The sequence below is a fragment of the Flavobacterium zubiriense genome (genome assembly GCF_041729725.1).
Classification (GTDB): Bacteria; Bacteroidota; Bacteroidia; order Flavobacteriales; family Flavobacteriaceae; genus Flavobacterium; species Flavobacterium zubiriense.
The window spans coordinates 154,511-171,562 of sequence record NZ_JBCFQL010000010.1; the positions used below are offsets into that span (position 1 = coordinate 154,511).

15 protein-coding genes are annotated in these 17,052 nt (G+C 33.4%); 9 read left to right on the forward strand and 6 right to left on the reverse strand.

Going from position 1 to position 17,052, the window contains the following annotated elements:
• The first annotated feature begins 256 nt into the window (after nucleotides 1–256).
• Nucleotides 257–1,537: a T9SS type A sorting domain-containing protein gene (locus tag AAGV28_RS10730; RefSeq protein WP_373406805.1), complete on the forward strand. Its 1,281-nt coding sequence runs from the start codon at nucleotides 257–259 to the stop codon at nucleotides 1,535–1,537.
• 288 nt (nucleotides 1,538–1,825) lie between these two features.
• Here the strand turns inward: AAGV28_RS10730 and AAGV28_RS10735 are convergent, their stop codons facing one another.
• The 6 genes from AAGV28_RS10735 to AAGV28_RS10760 all read right to left on the reverse strand — a co-directional run bounded on the left by AAGV28_RS10735 (nucleotide 1,826) and on the right by AAGV28_RS10760 (nucleotide 8,051).
• Nucleotides 1,826–2,872 carry an endonuclease/exonuclease/phosphatase family protein gene (locus AAGV28_RS10735; RefSeq protein WP_373406806.1) on the reverse strand — a complete coding sequence of 349 codons (1,047 nt, stop codon included), beginning with the start codon at nucleotides 2,870–2,872 and terminating at the stop codon, nucleotides 1,826–1,828.
• A gap of 44 nt (nucleotides 2,873–2,916) precedes the next feature.
• Nucleotides 2,917–3,789, reverse strand: a complete 873-nt coding sequence (locus AAGV28_RS10740; protein WP_373406807.1) for a rhomboid family intramembrane serine protease — start codon at nucleotides 3,787–3,789, stop codon at nucleotides 2,917–2,919.
• 36 nt (nucleotides 3,790–3,825) lie between these two features.
• A complete protein-coding gene (locus AAGV28_RS10745) occupies nucleotides 3,826–4,575 on the reverse strand; it encodes a rhomboid family intramembrane serine protease (protein WP_373406808.1) in 750 nt (249 codons plus the stop codon).
• Nucleotides 4,572–6,434 carry a DNA mismatch repair endonuclease MutL gene (gene mutL / locus AAGV28_RS10750; RefSeq protein ID WP_373406809.1) on the reverse strand — a complete coding sequence of 621 codons (1,863 nt, stop codon included), beginning with the start codon at nucleotides 6,432–6,434 and terminating at the stop codon, nucleotides 4,572–4,574. Before mutL ends, AAGV28_RS10745 begins: the two co-directional genes overlap by 4 nt.
• A gap of 165 nt (nucleotides 6,435–6,599) precedes the next feature.
• On the reverse strand, nucleotides 6,600–7,175 hold the full coding sequence (gene ribH, locus AAGV28_RS10755; protein ID WP_373406810.1) for a 6,7-dimethyl-8-ribityllumazine synthase: 576 nt from the start codon (nucleotides 7,173–7,175) through the stop codon (nucleotides 6,600–6,602).
• Between the two features lie 99 nt (nucleotides 7,176–7,274).
• Nucleotides 7,275–8,051, reverse strand: a complete 777-nt coding sequence (locus tag AAGV28_RS10760) for a tetratricopeptide repeat protein (RefSeq protein WP_373406811.1) — start codon at nucleotides 8,049–8,051, stop codon at nucleotides 7,275–7,277.
• A gap of 244 nt (nucleotides 8,052–8,295) precedes the next feature.
• Here AAGV28_RS10760 and recF point away from each other — a divergent pair, with 244 nt between their 5' ends.
• The 8 genes from recF (at nucleotide 8,296) to AAGV28_RS10800 (ending at nucleotide 16,594) form a co-directional block, all read left to right on the forward strand.
• Nucleotides 8,296–9,375 (forward strand): DNA replication/repair protein RecF, encoded by a 1,080-nt coding sequence (recF, locus tag AAGV28_RS10765; protein ID WP_373406812.1) that lies wholly within the window; start codon nucleotides 8,296–8,298, stop codon nucleotides 9,373–9,375.
• A 171-nt stretch (nucleotides 9,376–9,546) separates the two neighbouring features.
• Entirely contained in the window at nucleotides 9,547–9,936 is a 390-nt protein-coding gene (locus AAGV28_RS10770; RefSeq protein WP_373406813.1) for a rhodanese-like domain-containing protein, read from the forward strand.
• Between the two features lie 21 nt (nucleotides 9,937–9,957).
• Nucleotides 9,958–10,635, forward strand: coding sequence for a DUF2461 domain-containing protein (locus tag AAGV28_RS10775; RefSeq protein ID WP_373406814.1), 678 nt, complete (start codon nucleotides 9,958–9,960; stop codon nucleotides 10,633–10,635).
• Nucleotides 10,636–10,818: 183 nt separating this feature from the next.
• A complete protein-coding gene (locus tag AAGV28_RS10780; protein ID WP_373406815.1) occupies nucleotides 10,819–11,880 on the forward strand; it encodes a glycosyltransferase family 4 protein in 1,062 nt (353 codons plus the stop codon).
• Nucleotides 11,881–11,986: 106 nt separating this feature from the next.
• Nucleotides 11,987–13,051 (forward strand): UDP-N-acetylmuramate dehydrogenase, encoded by a 1,065-nt coding sequence (gene murB, locus AAGV28_RS10785; RefSeq protein ID WP_373406816.1) that lies wholly within the window; start codon nucleotides 11,987–11,989, stop codon nucleotides 13,049–13,051.
• A 108-nt stretch (nucleotides 13,052–13,159) separates the two neighbouring features.
• On the forward strand, nucleotides 13,160–14,266 hold the full coding sequence (locus AAGV28_RS10790; RefSeq protein WP_373406817.1) for a glycosyltransferase: 1,107 nt from the start codon (nucleotides 13,160–13,162) through the stop codon (nucleotides 14,264–14,266).
• Nucleotides 14,257–14,808 carry an RNA polymerase sigma factor gene (locus AAGV28_RS10795; protein ID WP_373406818.1) on the forward strand — a complete coding sequence of 184 codons (552 nt, stop codon included), beginning with the start codon at nucleotides 14,257–14,259 and terminating at the stop codon, nucleotides 14,806–14,808. The genes AAGV28_RS10790 and AAGV28_RS10795 overlap by 10 nt, the downstream gene beginning before the upstream one ends.
• A 166-nt stretch (nucleotides 14,809–14,974) precedes the next feature.
• The gene (locus AAGV28_RS10800; protein WP_373406819.1) at nucleotides 14,975–16,594 is read left to right on the forward strand and encodes a YecA family protein; all 1,620 of its coding nucleotides are present in this window, start codon (nucleotides 14,975–14,977) and stop codon (nucleotides 16,592–16,594) included.
• The last annotated feature ends 458 nt before the right edge of the window (nucleotides 16,595–17,052 follow it).

Genomic DNA, 17,052 nt, shown 5'->3' on the forward strand with positions numbered 1-17,052 from the left:
CTCTATCTATCACCCTATAAAGTGTCCCTACTCTCGTGTTGAGACTCCTGCGGACTGACAAATAGCCTTATATTTTATTCTTTTAGTTGAATCTTGTTTTCACACAAACCCTGTAGAACCTAAAAAAAATAACATTCACAACATTTTAAGAAAAATCATTAAAAAAATATATATTTAGAGCTTAATGGTTATTTTTTTATTATTAATTTTTTTTTTACTTAATTTCACACCATATAAACAACTAAACCAATTTTTTATGAAAAAAATTTACCAAATCAATTTTTTAAAATGTGTGATGTTTGCACTTATTTTAATGTCTGTAAACACGATTACGGCACAATATTCTAATCAAGTTACCTTTTCAGGAACCAGATTTGCTGTCCGAATCAACGGAGTTGACTCTGGCACAGAAAGCAGTCTTGGGACAGCCATTAACCGATGTATTGGTACAGGAAACCGTACGGTTCACATTTTGGCGGGTGGAACAATAAATCAACAAATCAATTTGCAACCAGGATTGATTTTGGATTGTCACAGTGTAACCTTTAACAAAACACATACTGGTGTGGGTTTCTTTAGAGATGGAGCAGGGCCAATTACTATTAAAGACATGAATTTAAATAACAATACCAATTTTGGTATTCGTACTAGTCGTGCCAGTAATGTAACCATTACAAATGTAAGAATTAGCGGAGGTGGCATTGGTATTAGAATCGATAGCCATCCAAGTCGTCCATACGAAGCACAAAATATAGTAAGAACCATAGCAGTAAATAATTGTAGTTTATTGAACACATCTGGTCATGGATTGGAAACTTATGGTGTAGATGGATTTACACTTAACACAATCACTACTAATAATAATGGCGAGTGTGGTGTATTATTGAATAGAACATTTAATGGTAGATTAGGAACTGTAAATGCATTCAGATCTGGTAATGGAACTGGTTACGCAGGTTTACGTTTAGCAAATGATTGTGACAATATTGTTACACAAAACTTGATTGCAAATGAATGTGGTAGAGGCTACTTTGTGCTTACAGGTAGTAAGAACAGTACGCTTAACAACTGTAGAATTACCAATGGAACAGGTGTTGGAATCTGGCTGGAAAATGTTGTCAACTGTAGAGTTTTGGCGGGCTGTACTAACGATGGTATTGCAGTTACTGGATCTGGTAGTTCCGCTGCTGGTGTTAGTCAGGTAAATTGTTCTGCAAGCAGATTTGCAGAACCTACTAAAAACATGGACATACAAGCAATTGATACTGAAAATGCAGAAGTATTAACGAACAGTAATCAACTATCTTTGGAGGTATCTCCAAACCCAACAACTGGAGAGTTTACAATTTCATTACCAGACAGTTTCCAATCCGATACAACGGTAAATATTTACAACGTAACAGGAAGTATTGTAAAACAAGAAGTACATAATACACAAAACATATCTATAAATATTGCCGATTTACCAAAAGGAATATACGTATTGAGTGTTACTAATTCGAAGAGTGAAATTATTAAAAAAATCATTAAGAATTAGGAATTTATAACAATTAACAAATTAAAAGGCAACTCTAAAAGTTGCCTTTTCTATTTATACATCTTAAATTATCAAAATCAATATCAAATAAAAATGTTTGGTTTGATATATCTATAAGAATACTATTAGGAGAACATCAAACATAAATCAGGTATTAAAAAAGCATATTTTAGTTCATGATGGTTCATGGAAATGATGCTTCAGCAATACAAATTTATTGAAGGATCTTTTCGAGAAGAAAGCTTCAAAAACTCACCAATCCTTTACAAAATAAATAAATGCTTTCTTTTACTCCATAGAAAGTCTAGCCATAATTGGATAATGATCTGAATTATCAAATTCTGGAAAAGTCTCAAACTTTTTAACCATCATCAGTTTATCGGCAAAAATGTAGTCAATTCGAGCTGGATAATATTTAAATCGGTAGGTTTGTCCAAAACCTTGTCCCGCTTCTTCAAAAGCATCTTTTGAACTCCCTTTGATAATGCGATATACATAAGAAAAAGCACTGTTATTCATATCTCCGCAAATAATTACAGGATATTTACATTCTTTGATATTCTCGTTTAAAATCTCCGCTTGCTGCTGTTGTTGCTTAAAAGCTTTACTTATTCGAATAAACATCATTTGCGATTTTTCTTTGTTAATCACGTCAATATTTTCAGAAATCTCATTTACATCTGGCGAAATTTTTATGGATTGCAAATGCATGTTATACACTCTAATAATATCCTTCCCTTTCTTAATATCTGCAAAAACGACATTGCTATCCGAATTGGGAAAAACAATTTTACCTTGTTCTATAATCGGAAATTTAGAAAAAATAGCTTGTCCTGTTTTTATCTGTTTCCCATCAATAAAAATAGTACGATGAGGAAACACTTTTAAGTCAAGATGAGCCGAACTAGAATATTCCTGAACACATAAAATATCCGGATTTTTATCATTGATAAATTCTAAAATGGACTCTGGAACGTCTGATTTGTCCTGCCATTTAAACAAATTAAACAAACGAACATTGTAACTCATTACCACAAAGTCTTTATCGCTTTCAGGATATTCTTTAGTCGAAAACTTGTAAAATTTATTAATAAAAGTAATTCCCATTAAAAGAACCAAGCCAGACAACATCATTCTTTTTTTAAATTGGATGGCCCAAAACACAAAAAAAAGACTGTTTAAAATTAAAAATAAAGGCATAACCAAAGTCAACACCGACAAGAAAGGAAAAATCTTGGGTGCCAAAAAAGGCAACACATACGCGATAAAAGTGACGACTATGAGAATAATGTTTAAGAAAAACATTCCTTTATTGAACCACGAAAGATTTTTCATTCTATTTTATTTATGCTAAAGTAAAACTAGAAAACTTTAAACAATTATTTTCCTGATTTGAATAAAAAATCCTTTTCCTCTTTTGTTAAACTATCATAACCCGATTGACTGATTTTATCTAAAATTTCATCAATTTGCTGTTGCGCTTTATCCTTTGTTACAATTCTAGAAGACGTTCTCTTTTCAACTGGTTTTGAATAATTTCTATGTACTTTTTTAAAGGGTGTTGATGGCGATTTTCTAAAACTATTGGCAAAAAAATCAATAATTTTAGTAATTACAATACTCATATCTGTACCATTTTGTAATGCTTTTATGTAGAAAAGCCCAAAAAAAGCACCTGCTAAATGCGAAATATGCCCACCCATATTACCTAAACGAAGTTGTACCAAATCTAGTATAAGCAACACCGCAGTTAAATGCCATAATTTTACATTTCCTATTAATAACAAACGTACTTGCATTAAAGGCTGATAAGCCGTAACAGCAACTAAAACTGCCATAATTGCTCCCGAAGCTCCCACAATAGCCGAATTGATATTTAGAAAATAATAACTGGCAACAAATACAGCACCAGCAAAAATCCCGCCCAAAACATACAGTCCAAAAAGTTGTTTTTGAGTAAAAAAAGTTAAAAACAATTGGCTGGAAAAATTAAGAACCAGCAAATTGAAAAGAATATGAAAAAAGTCAAAATGAAAGAAAGAATAACTAAGTATTGACCAGGGTTTCCATAAAAAGTCGGATGGATTAGATGATAAGCTAACGTACTGCAATAAATTTACATTCACACTAAACAACCCAAGTAGACCTGGAAGAACAAAGGAAATCAAAAAGAAAGCAATATTCCAATAGATCAATCTTTGAGCTACTCCTCCTTGTTTGTATTGTAATTTTAAGTCGTCTAAAATATTCATTTAGCTTATTTTCTTAGGTTGATTCTTTTTCTACAATTAATTCCAACGGTTGTCATTAAACTGGTTTTTCTTCCAATACCACATAATCAGGAAACCAAATAAAGCACCGCCTACGTGAGCAAAATGAGCAATTCCGCTTGATCCCCCAAAAATGGACTGTCCTGAAACTCCTAAATATAAATCTATCAAAACTAATCCGGGAACAAAATATTTTGCCTTTATTGGCACTGGAATAAACATTAAAGCCAACTCTGCATTAGGAAACATAAATGCAAAAGCAACTACAACTCCATATATCGCACCAGAAGCACCAACAACCGTTCCTGCAAAAGCGCTAATGAAGTTTTGATATTCTGATGGTGTTAAAATAGCTTGCCATTGTGTATTAATTTTACCTTCATTCAATAATTGTAAAATCTCTGATTTTCGAAAACCATTTTCCCCTAAAATACTTACAGCATCATTAAAATAATAATAGTTAATTCCGGTATGCAATAAAGCTGCTCCTAAACCACAAGAAATGTAGAAAAAAAGGAACTTTTTTCCTCCCCAAAAATGTTCCAATGCTGAACCAAAAGAATACAAAGCAAACATATTAAAGAAAATATGCATAAATCCGCCATGCATAAACATGTGAGAAATAATTTGCCAACCATGAAAGGCTTGGTTCTCTGGAAAATACATGGCTAACATTTGGTAAGCCGGATCACCCACAGCTAATGTTCCAATAAAGAAAAGAACATTAATTATCAATAATTGCTTTACCGTTTCGGTTACATTCATCATAGTGCAAATTTTTTATCTATATCTTCCACACGCATTGTAATGAAAGTTGGTTTTTGAAAAGGAGAAACGTTAGGATCTTTGCAGGCAAAAAGTCCGTTTACTAAATTTTCCTGTTCTTTTATGGTTAAACTTATTCCTGTTTTTACAGCCAAACTTTTTGCCATCGACTTGGCAATAGTATCATTTTGACTAAAACTATTCTCTGGGATTCCATCATGCAAATCACTCAATAACTGTTCTAAAACCATCGAAATTTCACTTTCAGTAACATTCACTGGAATTCCGGAAATCACTACATGATCGTCGTTAGTTTCTTCGAAGACAAATCCGGTATTAACTAGCGAAAGCTTCAACTCATCAATTAATTCCATTTCGCTTGACGAAAAATACAAATTCAACGGAAACAACAATTGTTGACTCGATGCTTGATGTACCGTCATATTCGTCAAAAATTGTTCGTACAAAACCCGCTGATGTGCGCGTTGCTGATCCACAATAACCATTCCTGATTTAATAGGCGAAACAATATATTTTTTATGAATTTGATAGACATTCTGAACCACATGTTCTACTTCTTCGTCATTAAATAATGAACCCGTAACTTCTTCGCTTTCAAATGAAAATTCGGTACTTTCGGTTGTAAAATCAGCTTCTTGCTTTAAACCCACATACAAACTCTCCCAGTTAGCCGTAGCAGCTGGTTTCTTGTAGCTTGAACCAGAGCCAGCATAATGCTTGTTGACTTTATCATCCGAAAATGGATTAAAAGTACTATCGACCTGAATGGTAGGCACTGCTCCCTCCAAATCTTTATAATGATAAGGTGTATCCAAATTAGCATCTCTTTCGAAATCCAAAACCGGTGCCACATTAAACTGTCCTAAACTGTGTTTTATCGAAGCTCTTAAAATAGCATACAATGCACTTTCGTCATCAAACTTGATTTCAGTTTTCGTAGGATGAATATTAATATCGATAGAATTAGGTGGAACTGATAAATACAAAAAATAACTCGGTTGCGCTCCATCTTTTAAAATTCCGTCATAAGCAGCCATCACCGCATGATGCAAATAACCACTTTTTATAAATCGGTCATTGACAAAGAAAAACTGTTCGCCTCTATTTTTTTTAGCAAATTCAGGTTTGCTAACAAATCCCTGAATGGTTACAATTTCGGTTTCTTCCTGAACGGGAACCAATTTTTCATTGGTTTTCCCCGAAAAAACATTCACCACACGTTGTCTTAATGTCGAACTGGGTAAATTGAACATTTCGCTGCCATTGTGGTAAAAAGTAAAATGAATATTAGCATGCGCCAAAGCCACACGTTGAAATTCATCAACAATATGTCGGTATTCCACCGTGTCCGATTTCAGGAAATTACGTCGGGCGGGAATATTAAAAAACAAATTTTTAACCGCAAACGAAGTTCCTTTAGGCAACACAGCTGATTCCTGAGAAATAAATTTACTTCCTTCGATAACAATTTGCGTTCCTAATTCTTCTTGATCTTGCTTGGTTTTCATTTCCACATGAGCAATCGCAGCAATAGAAGCCAAAGCTTCTCCACGGAAACCCTTGGTATGCAATGTAAACAAATCTTCGGCATGACGAATCTTAGAAGTCGCGTGACGCTCAAAACACAAACGTGCATCGGTAACATTCATTCCTTTTCCATTGTCAATCACCTGAACCAATGATTTTCCAGCATCTTTTATAATCAACTTGATATCCGTTGCATTAGCATCGACTGCATTTTCAAGCAATTCTTTGACCACCGAAGCAGGTCTTTGAACGACTTCTCCAGCAGCAATTTGGTTAGCAACATGATCAGGAAGTAATTGGATTATACTCGACATTTTTTTAGGATTCAGTTTTCAGTAATTAGTACTCAGAAAATAACCAAGCCCAGCAAATTTAATAAATTTCTAGCGTCTTTTAGGTTATCTTAAGTCATAAATAAAACAAAAAACCTATACCATTTGGCCAGAATAGTATAGGTTTCATTTTGAATTATTTAGTTTTTATTCTTTTAATTCCAAAGGCGTTCCTTCTTCTAATTGTATTGCTCCGGAAGTCAACAAATTCTGACTTGGATATTCATGCGTTAATGAAGCCTGCTGACGAATGTAAGCCATTTTTATAGCTGCAATAGCTGCTTCAGTTCCTTTATTTCCATGAATTCCTCCACTTCTGTCAATGGATTGCTGCATCGTATTATCGGTCAGGACACAAAAAATTACCGGAATATCCGTTTGTACATTCAGGTCTTTAATTCCCTGAGTTACGCCTTCGCAAACAAAATCAAAATGCTTGGTTTGTCCTTGAATTACACATCCAATTACAATAACTGCATCAACTTTTTGAGTTTGCAACATTTTTTTCGCACCATAAATTAACTCAAAACTTCCTGGGACATTCCATCGAATAATATTTTGAGCAGGCACTTCATTGTCTAAAAAAGCATCTTCTGCTCCTTTATACAAACCTTCTGTGATGTTGTCATTCCACTCTGAAACAACAACTCCAAAACGAAAATCTTTCGCACTTGGAAGCGTGCTCTTATCGTAAACTGATAAATTTTTATTAATCGTTGCCATATTAAATTTAATTTTTTTAGACGTTCAATTTATAAATAAAAATTGGTGATTACAAGTATTAATTCCTTGCAATCACCAATTTTTAAATGCGATTTTATGTTACTGAGATAAACCGATCAATCCTTCTACAGAAGCTGCTTCTGGTGAATTCTCATAGTTATCTTTAATATCTGTAAAATATTTCAAAGCCTCTTCTTTTTGACCTAATGCTAAAGCTGTTTTTCCCGCTTTCAACAAGAAACGTGGCGTTGTAAAATCATTTTTATTCGATTCTGCTGCTTTTACATAATTTTCCAAAGCTTCTTTTGGTTGCTTGTTTTCAGAATAAGCATCTCCAATAGCTCCTTTTGCCAAAGCACTCAAAACAACATCATCCGATTTGAATTTGCTCAAATAATCAATTGCTTCAGTATATTTTCCAGTGTTCAAATAAGCAACACCAGCATAATAATTAGCTAAGTTTCCAGCTGAAGTTCCTGAATATTCGTCAGCAATTTTAAGGAATCCAAATTTTCCTTCAGAACCATTCAATGATAATTTGTATAATGAATCACTGGCTACGCCATTACTTGCTTGTTCAAAATTTTGTTGCGCAACAAACATTTCACTAGCTGCTTCTTCTTCTTTAGGATCAGCAACAAATTTTTGGTAAGCTACATAACCTACAGTAAACAAAGCAATAGCTCCTACTATACCAATAATAATTTTTTGATTTTTAGCAACCCAGTCTTCCGTTTTTGATGCAGTTTCGTCTAATTTAGAAAAAACCTCAGCAGTTGTACTGTTTTTTTCGTCAATTACTACTTGTTCTTCTACAGCTTCTTTTACTTCTTTCTCTTTTGGTGCTTTATATCCTCTTTTATTGTACGTAGCCATTTAAAAATAATTTAGTGAACCGCAAAAATAAAATTTTTATTCAAACCCACACATAAAAACTCATATTTTATATTTAAATCGAAAATATTTTTATTTTATGGATTTTTTTCAACAAATGCAGTCTCAAACTTTTTAATACAGAAAAGTTCCAAAAGCTATTTATATCGATATTTTTCAATAATTTGCAGCCTGTTTTAAAAGCTCAGGCAAAAACAGCAAATTCCTCAATACCAGCAGCACTTCAATGTATTTAAAAAAAATATCTTTATTCAATTATAAAAATTTTTCGGAAGCCAATTTTGAGTTTGACGGCAAAATTATCTGTTTTGTAGGTAAAAATGGTATTGGAAAAACTAATGTTCTGGACGCTATTTACCATTTATCCTATGGAAAAAGCTATTTCAATCCGTTGGCAGTTCAAAATATCAAACACGGCGAAGAGTTTTTTGTCATTGATGCCGAATTCATCAAAAATGAAAGAAGCGAACAACTGGTTTGCAGCTTAAAAAAAGGGCAGAAAAAAGTTTTGAAGCGCAACGGTAAAGCTTACGATAAATTCTCCGATCATATTGGATTCATTCCCCTTGTTATTATTTCGCCAGCCGACAGGGATTTGATTATTGAAGGTAGCGAAACCCGCCGAAAATTTATTGACAGCATAATATCCCAACTCGATTCCCACTACTTGCAACAACTCATCCAGTACCAAAAAGTAATGAGTCAGCGCAATGCCTTGTTGAAATATTTTGCTTTGAATCATGTTTTTGACAACGACACTCTTTCTATATATAATGAGCAATTAAATGGATTTGGAAAGTATATTTTCGAAAAAAGAAAAGAATTCATTGCCGAGTTTATTCCCATTTTCAACGAACACCATCACACCATTACAGGTTCGCAGGAATCCGTTCAATTAGTATATGAAAGTCATTTGTTCGAAAAGGATTTATTGACGCTTTTACAAGAGAACATCAATAAAGACCGAGCTTTACATTACACCAGCGTGGGAATTCACAAAGACGATTTAGCATTTGAAATCGACAACCATCCCATTAAGAAATTTGGTTCACAAGGCCAACAAAAATCATTTTTGATAGCTTTAAAACTGGCTCAATTTGAATTCCTAAAAAAACAAAGTGGTGTAAAACCCATTTTATTATTCGATGATATTTTTGATAAATTAGACGAAACCCGGGTTGCAAAAATTGTTGAAATGGTCAATTCGGATACTTTTGGTCAGCTTTTTATTTCCGACACACATCCGGAACGCACCGAAGCCATTGTAAAATCGACGTTGCAATCGTATAAAATATTCAACTTATAATTTTTTTAACCACAAAGGGCACAAAGTTTTCCGCAAAGTTCACTAAGTTTTTTTTAGCGAAAAAAAGAAAAAATCTGTGTTAATCTGTGAAATCTGCGGTTAAAAAAACTAACAAACTAAACAAAAACTATCCTTTTTAACTATTTTTGATACAATTAAAATCCAAATTCGATGAAATTCAAATCCTTATTCGCAATACTACTTTTATTCATTTTATTTTCTTGCAACGCACAAACTTCAGAAAACATCAAGACTGTTGAAGTGGCTGCTTTCGCAAAAGAAATAAAAACAACTCCAAAACCACAAATACTCGATGTTCGCACTCCTGAAGAATTTGCTACAGGACATATTGACAAGGCGAAAAACATAGATTGGCAAAACGAAAATTTCGTTAAAAACACCGAGAAATTAGACAAAAACAAGCCCGTTTATGTATACTGCAGAAGTGGAAAACGAAGCCAAAAAGCATCTGAAAAACTATCAGCATTAGGTTTCAAAAAAATCTACAACCTAGACGGCGGCTACCTGAAATGGAATGCCGAAACAAAAACAGCGCAATAAAAAACTCAAAAGCCATTATTCATGCTAACAAAAGAATCACTACAATTTTTAGACGATTTAAGAAACAATAACAACAGAGACTGGTTTCAGGATAATAAAAAACGATACGAAATTTTCAAAAAAGAGTATCATCAGTTAGTTGCTGCTTTTTTAGACACTATGAAACCTCTGGATCCTGCATTAGAAATATTGGAAATAAAAAATTGTACTTTCAGAATCAATCGTGACATTCGGTTTTCTAAAGACAAATCACCTTATAAATCGCATTTGGGCGTTTGGTTGTCTTCTGGTGCTAAAGGACTCAATCGTGCGGGATATTATGTTCATATCGAAAAAGGAGCTTCGTTTATTGCTGGCGGTTTTTATTCGCCCGAAGCCGAAGACCTAAAAAAAATACGCAAAGAAATTGCCTTTTTCTACGACGATTTAGAAGCTATTTTGAATGAACCTAATTTCAAAAAAGAATTTGGTGATTTCAATCGAAATGAAAAAAGCACACTCAAAAATCCACCAAGAGGTTACGAAAAAGATCATCCTGCGATTGAATTATTGAAATTAAAAAGTTTCGAAACCATTCAAAAATTTGATATTTCAGAGGTGACTCAAAAAGATTTTGTTTCGAAAATGAGTCAGAAACTAATCCTTTTAAAACCTTTAAACGAATTCATGAATCGTGCTTTAGAAACAGAGGGATTTTAAAAAGCGAGTCCTGACGACACCTATACTAGTTTTAACCGTAAAGAACACGAAGATATTTTTTCTTTTTTAACGCAAAGACCGCAAAGCTTTGCGATCCTTGCAAAATACAAATACTTAAAAGCATAGCGTCCTTTGCGGTAAATAAAAAAGTTTTATCTGTGGCAAAAAAATCAGCTTATTTTAATGAAAAAAAGGAAAATACTTTTTCTTGGAGAATCCTATCGCGCTGATGCCATTACCTGGACAAACGGCTTAAAGGAATTTGGTGGTTTTGAGATTATCAATTGGGAATTGCAAACTGCAAACAATTCGTTTTTGAATAGAATCCTAAGAACATTGGAATTTGGCTTCGCTCCTATTGCCATTCGAAAAATAATTCGCCAACAAAATCCCGATATGATTATTGCCGAAAGAACCACCAGTTATGGTTTTCTGGCAGCACTTTCAGGTTTACAACCTTCTGCCATTGCCCAACAAGGCAAAACTGATTTATGGCCTGAAGATTCGATTACCATTCCGTTTAAAAAAATAATTCAAAATTACGCTTTCAAAAAAGCCACACTTATTCACGCCTGGGGTCCAATAATGGCGGAACACATGAAAAATTCCAAAGTAGATACGACCAAAATTTTGGTTTTACCAAAGGGAATTGATTTGAACAAATTCGAAAATAAAAACACCGTCAATCCTGAGAAAATTTTCGCTATTGTTACTCGTTCATTATTGCCAGAATACCGACACGATGTTATTTTAAAAGCTTTTGGAATTTTACACCAAAAAGGAATTGATTTTAGTTTGACTATTATTGGTAATGGCAAACAACTTGCTGTTTTGAAAAAATTAGTCAGAACATTGGATATTGAAAACAAAGTCATTTTTACTGGAAGAATTCCGAATACTGAACTTCCAGAACAGTTACAAAAATCTAACTTTTATATTAGTATGCCCATAACCGAAGGCGTTTCGGCTTCTTTATTTGAAGCGATGGCTTGCGGTTGTTATCCCGTTGTTAGCGACATATCGGGAAATCAAAGTTGGATTCACCATCGCGAAAACGGTCAATTAATTGCTGTTGATGATTTTGAAATGTTAGCTAAAGAAATCCTTTGGGCTTTTGAAAATTCAGCCATTCGAAACGAAGCTGTTACAAACAATCGAAAATTCATTGAAAATCATGTGGATTACAAAACCAATATGAAAATTATTGCGGAGAAATACCACGAGTTGATTGATTCTAAAAAATAGTTTAACCACAAAGTTCGCTAGGATTTACGCAAAAAACACAAAGCTTAGCGAACTTTGCGCAAACTTTGTGTCTTAGCGGTAAAACCAAAAATTATAATTCTTACTTTTGAATCTTCAATTCACGACTAAAAAAGCGCTTTCTTTTATGGAAATTCTAAATCATTTTTCTTTAAAAAACTACAATACTTTTGGCATTGAGGCCAAAGCCAAACAATTTGTTGCTGTTCACAGCATCGCCGAATTGAAAACCATTTTAGAACAATATTCTTCTGAGAGAAAATTCGTTTTGGGCGGTGGAAGCAATATGTTATTGACAAAAGATATTGATGCTTTAGTGATTCATATTGATTTAAAAGGAAAAAAAATCATCAAGGAAGATGAGGATTTTGTCTGGATTGAAAGTCAGGCGGGCGAAAACTGGCACGAATTTGTACTTTGGAACATCGAGCAAGATTTTGGAGGATTGGAAAACATGTCGTTAATTCCTGGAAATGTGGGTACAACTCCGGTTCAAAACATTGGTGCCTACGGAACTGAAATCAAAGATACCTTTGTTTCTTGCAACGCAATGAATATTAAAACTCAGCAAATAAAAACCTTCAGCAATGCCGAATGCAATTTTGGATACCGCGAAAGTATTTTTAAACACGAAGCAAAAGACCAATATATTATTACTTCGGTGGTTTTTAAACTGACTAAACGAAACCATAAAATCAATACATCTTACGGAGATATTTTAGCCGAATTAGAAAAAAACAATCCCGAAGGCTCGGGACTAAATCCTAGTTTAAAAGACGTAAGTAACGCCGTAATTGCTATTAGACAAAGTAAATTACCTGATCCCAAAGAATTGGGTAACAGCGGAAGTTTTTTCAAAAATCCAATTGTTTTGAAAACCGATTTCGAAGCCATTCATAGAAAATTCCCTGAGATGAAATTCTATGAAGTTTCAGAAACCGAAGTAAAAGTTCCTGCGGGTTGGCTGATTGAACAAGCTGGCTTTAAAGGCAAACGTTTTGGTGATGCAGGAATTCATAAAAACCAGGCTTTGGTATTAGTCAACTATGGTAACGCAACAGGACAAGAAATTTTAGCCGTTTCCAGAGCCATTCAAAAAACTGTTTTTGAGACTTTTGGCATTCACATTGAAGCTGAAGTAAACGTGATTTAGTACAAAAAACCGACTTGAAAATTTTCTTTTAAAATTCATATTTTATCATTTTCAAATCCTAATTGTATTCATACCTTTGCACTCGATTTAAAAACCCATTAAACTCTGATGCTTATACTGATTCTTTACTTTTTTATTGCTATTGTTGCTATTCAAATTGCGTATTATTTAGGTGTTTTTGGGAAATTTGCTTTCGCCAAAGCGCAAAAAATAACACCCAAAAGAATTCCTATTTCGGTTATCGTTTGTGCTAAAAATGAAGAAGAAAATGTAGCAAAGTTTGTTCCGCTATTAGCTGAGCAAAACTATCCTGATTTTGAGATTGTTTTAATCGATGATGCCTCTAGTGATGATACATTAGAACTTTTTGAAGCATTCGAGCAACAATATTCTAACATTCGTCTCGTTAAAGTTCAAAACAACGAGGCTTTTTGGGGAAATAAAAAATACGCTTTAACCTTAGGTATCAAAGCCGCTAAGAAGGACTATTTGTTGTTTACGGACGCCGATTGTTATCCAACATCAAAAGACTGGATTACTGCTATGAGTTCGCAATTTACAATGCACAAAACGATTGTTTTAGGATATGGAGGTTATGAAAAAATCGCCAATTCATTCCTGAACAAAGTCATTCGTTTTGAAACTTTGCTTACCGCAGTTCAGTATTTTTCCTGGGCAAAACTAGGACATCCTTACATGGGAGTGGGCCGGAATTTAGCCTATAAAAAAGAAGAGTTTTTTAATGTAAACGGTTTTATCAATCACATTCAGGTACGTTCAGGCGACGATGATTTGTTTATCAACGAAGCGGCCAAAGGAAGTAATACCACAGTAGCGTATATGCCTGAAAGTTTTACGTATTCGGCACCGAAAACCAAGTACAAAGATTGGTTTACCCAAAAAAGAAGACATATTGCCACGGCAAAGCATTATAAAACCGTAGATCAATTGCAATTGGGTTTGTTCTATAGTTCGCAATTGTTATTTATTGTTTTGGCTACTTTATTATTAGCTTTACAATTCCAATGGATTCTGGTATTGAGCTTAGTGGGTTTACGCTATTTATGTGCCTGGATTATCGTTGGTTTTTCAGCAGGGAAACTAAAAGAAAAAGATATTAAATTTTGGTTCCCAATAGTAGAGATTGCGCTTGTTTTTACACAAATCAATGTTTTTATCACTAATCTTTTTTCAAAACCAGTCAATTGGAAATAAAAATTCAAATAGAAAAAGCCAAACAAGGAGACCAAACGGCCTTTACTTTTCTATTGAACCATTATTGGGGTGAAGTCTATGGATTTATGCTCAAACACACCGAAAACGAGACCAACGCCGAAGATATTACCATTGAAACTTTTTCGAAAGCATTCGATAAAATAGCAACTTACAATTCTGAATTCCAGTTCAACACCTGGCTGATTGCCATTGCAAAGAATGTCTATATTGATATGCTACGCAAAAAAAAATCCAGCCTTTTTGTCGAAATTACCGAGCAGGAAGACCAGAAAGCTTACAATATTGCCGACACCTCTCCGTCTAAGGAAGACGAGCTGATTACCGAGCAAAACCTATCACAATTGCTGCAATACATCAAAGAATTAAAACCACATTATCAGGAAGTAATTCAACTGCGTTATTTTCAGGAAATGAGCTATCAGGAAATAGCCAACAAAATTGACGAACCCCTCAACAACGTCAAAGTAAAACTCCTTAGAGCCAAAAAATTATTGGCAGAAATTATCCATACTAAGAGATAGTTTTTTTTTAACCATTAAGGACATTAAGTATCATTAAGATTTTTCTTTTACAAGTAAGAAAAGTTTTTATATTTGTAGAAATAGAAACTTGCGTGTAATATGCTGTTTTTAGAACAAAACAAATCAAATTTATGCGTGTTAAACCGGTTACAGGCATTTTATAAAAATGAAGCAGCAAAAACACATTGAAAAGTTAAGCCAACTAACAAAATCTTCAGGTTTTATATTTGTACTTGTCAAAATTTTATTCAATGATTTTATTGGTACAACGGAAACATTATTTAACAAAAATGTTTTCGAACACCTAAATCACAACGAGTTTAGCTTTCTAATTGGACTTTGGTTAAAAAATGCTAATGTTGATGAGGTAGATACTGAAAGAATTGAGGAAATGGAGGCACATACATATGAAATAATGGAAAACCTTCATAATTCTTTTCTTGAAGATTATTATGAAACTAGAGATGAAAATGCATCTTTTTATGAGCGTTTTACTCACGGTGGGATGCTGAAGGAAGCAATGTTCTATTCTAGTGATGGCGCTTATGATTTACAGTATTTGAGCTTAATTAATCACAAATTTACTTACGATAAGGAATGGCTCCAATTAAATAAAGATTTGGACTTAATTGTGAGTGAACTATTTTATAAAAACATCTCAGACAAACTTGAAATAAAAATCAATCAACTTAAAATAAAGAAGAATATTCCCTTTTATCAACATTTCTTAGATAGTGTTTGTTTAACAAAAGAAGAAATTACAAATAATAAAAAAACATATGAAAGTTTATTAAATCACTTATCAATTGACATCGAACAACCAAACAATAAGAATTTAAATGATTTGGGGGACTTTAATATTTTTAAGGAAAAACCGATTATAAAAATCGCATCTAATAAATACTTCATTCCATCTTTATTTGCAATAAGTGAATCACTTTACGAAAGTCCTTTTTATTGGATGATTCTTGACAAGGCTTATTCATCAAAAGCCTCATATAATAGAGGAAAAGTTGCAGAAGAAATGACTAAAAATATACTTTTAAAAATTTTTCCAGAATGTTCAGTCTTTCAAAACATTATAATAAATAAAACAAAAAACGATCAAATAACCGATATTGATATTTTAGCAATTTCTGGAAATTTTGGAATTATATTTCAAATAAAATCGAAAAAATTAACTTCATTATCTAAGAATGGAAATTTAGATGCTATTAAAAAAGATTTTAAAGCTGCAATTGAAGATGCTTTCAATCAAGGAATAGTAGCCAAAGAAAGTTTATTAAATCCTGAAGGACTTATATTTAATTGTGAGAACACAAACTTTTCCATAAATAATTTACGTGGCATTGAAGAATATTATATTGTAACAATAGTTCTAGAAAATTATCCTGCGCTTACTCACCAATCACACGTCATGTTAGGAGAAACCAATACAGAAGTACCTGTGACACTAAATATTTTCGACCTTGATCTTTTGGTAAAATATTTAAACAAACCTGTTAACTTCCTGGATTACATATCGAAAAGAGTGAAATTTAGCAAAAAGTACAAAGCAGAAAATGAAATGGGATACTTAGCATACCATTTAAAACATGGTTTAACCGAACCGAAAACTGACATTGTTGGATTAGATTATTCTTGGGGACAATCAATTGATCAGATCTATTACCGTGAAAGGCGTCAAAAAAAAACTGAAAAATTTCAAACTAAAAAATTTCAAAGAAACGATTCTTGTCCTTGCCATAGTGGATTGAAATTCAAGAAATGTTGTGGAAAAGTTTAAACCGCTGCTAACAGCTAATAAATCCCGACAGCTTGGGTATATCAACACAACGATAGCGCGGAAATATTTTCCGTGCCCACAACGATAACCAAATACTTAAACACTTTACGGAGTTACGGGATGCCATTCCTCGTTCCTCGAAATGACAGAATTGTGAGTAAAAATCCTTCAAAACGTTCTTTTATACAAACCAAAACCGCCCAGTTTGTCTTTCCAACGAGGGAGGACACGAGCGATAGTGAACTGGCGAAGCAATCTCAACAATACTTTTCTATCCTGATAGTAAAGATTTGAAATGATTAGACAAACAAACAACTTATATACTTTGTGGAATTACTAGAGGGAATTGCGTAAAATCAATTGGAACGGGCTTTAGCCCGTTTTAAAATAAGAATCTAAATTGGCTTTAGCCTAATTCGTTCTGTTTTTTGGCTAAAGCCTTATCCTTATCTTAATTC